This is a genomic window from Streptomyces sp. CNQ085 (genome assembly GCF_022614595.1).
Taxonomy (GTDB): domain Bacteria; phylum Actinomycetota; class Actinomycetes; order Streptomycetales; family Streptomycetaceae; genus Streptomyces.
The window spans coordinates 1-1,615 of the sequence record NZ_JAJFAU010000041.1; the positions used below are offsets into that span (position 1 = coordinate 1).

A 1,615-nucleotide genomic window follows, 5' to 3' on the forward strand; every position below is an offset into this window, starting at 1 on the left:
CCGCCGCCCGCCGCCGGCGGTCCCGGCGGCCGCCGCGGCGATGGCCGCCGTACCGCTCCTGGTGGCGCCGCTGAAAGCGCTGACCGGCCGGCCCGGTCCACTCGGCGGCACCGGCTACTTCCCCTCCGGCCACGCGGCGACGGCCGTGGTCGCCTACGGTGCGGTCGCGCTGCTGGTGCTGCCCCGCGTCCGCGCGCGGCTGCGATGGGCCCGGTGGGCGCTGCCGGCGGCGGCCGTGCTGGTGTGCGCCGCGGTGGGCGCGGGACTGGTGTGGCGGGGGTACCACTGGCCGCTGGACGTGCTGGGCAGCTGGTGTCTGGGCGTGCCGCTGCTGGCCGCCGTCCTCACCGCTCCCGGCGGGTCCGGCGGGGGCGGCGATCGCACGGGACCGCCGGACGGCTCCCGGGACGTGCTGTGAAGGCATGGCCCCTCCCCTTCACATGTCGGGCCATCGCAGGCGTGCGTGCGCCGCGCCCGGCCTCCGCCTACCATGAGCGCGCCCCCGTCCATCTGGAGGAATCTTGCCCAGCCCCGGCAGCGGTGACCTGTCCTCGTTCATCGCCGGCCTCCCCAAGGCCGAACTCCACGTCCACCACGTCGGATCGGCCTCCCCCCGCATCGTGGCCGAGCTGGCCGCCCGGCACCCGAACTCCGCGGTCCCGGCCGACGAGGAGGCCCTGGCGGAGTTCTTCACCTTCAGTGACTTCGCCCACTTCATCGAGGTCTACCTCTCCGTGGTCGACCTGATCCGCGACGCCGAGGATGTCCGGCTGCTGACCTACGAGGTCGCCCGGGACATGGCCCGCCAGAACATCCGCTACGCGGAGCTGACCGTCACCCCCTACAGCTCGACGCGGCGCGGCATACCCGAGCGCGCCTTCATGGAGGCCATCGAGGACGCCCGCCGGGCCGCGGCCGCCGAGCTGGGCGTCACCCTGCGGTGGTGCTTCGACATACCCGGCGAGGCGGGGCCGACGGCAGCCGAGGAGACCACCCGGCTGGCCTGCGAGCTGCGCCCCGAGGGCCTGGTCTCCTTCGGGCTGGGCGGTCCGGAGGTGGGAGTGCCGCGCCCGCAGTTCAAGCCGTACTTCGACCGCGCGATCGCCGAGGGTCTGCGCAGCGTCCCGCACGCGGGCGAGACCACCGGGCCGCGGACCGTCCGGGACGCGCTGGACTTCCTGCGCGCCGAGCGCATCGGGCACGGCACCAGTTCCGTACGCGACCCGGAGCTGCTGGCGTACCTGGCCGAGCACCGTGTCCCGCTGGAGGTCTGCCCGACCTCCAACGTCGCCACCCGCGCCGTGGGCTCGCTGGACGAGCACCCGATCGCGGAGATGGTCAAGGCCGGGGTGCTGGTCACCGTCAACAGCGACGACCCGCCGATGTTCGGCACCGACCTGTGCACCGAGTACGGGATCGCCGCCCGGCTGCTGGGGCTGGACGCGGCCGGGGTGGCGGAGCTGGCGAGGAACGCCGTGACCGCCTCGTTCGCGACCGCGCAGGTCAAGTCGTCCCTGCTGGCCGAGATCGACGCGTACCTGGCCTCCTGGCGGGGCTGACGTCGGTCGCCGCGGCCGCTACGGCTTTCCGTCTGATGCGGTGTGCGGTGGTGTTC

The 1,615-nt window shown here is 74.4% G+C and carries 2 protein-coding genes; both read left to right on the forward strand.

What is annotated here, in order from left to right:
* Positions 1 to 418: phosphatase PAP2 family protein (locus LJ221_RS09985; RefSeq protein ID WP_241715495.1), on the forward strand; the 418-nt coding region annotated here is incomplete at its 5' end.
* A 103-nt stretch (positions 419 to 521) separates the two neighbouring features.
* Positions 522 to 1,559 (forward strand): adenosine deaminase, encoded by a 1,038-nt coding sequence (locus LJ221_RS09990; RefSeq protein ID WP_241715496.1) that lies wholly within the window; start codon positions 522 to 524, stop codon positions 1,557 to 1,559.
* The last annotated feature ends 56 nt before the right edge of the window (positions 1,560 to 1,615 follow it).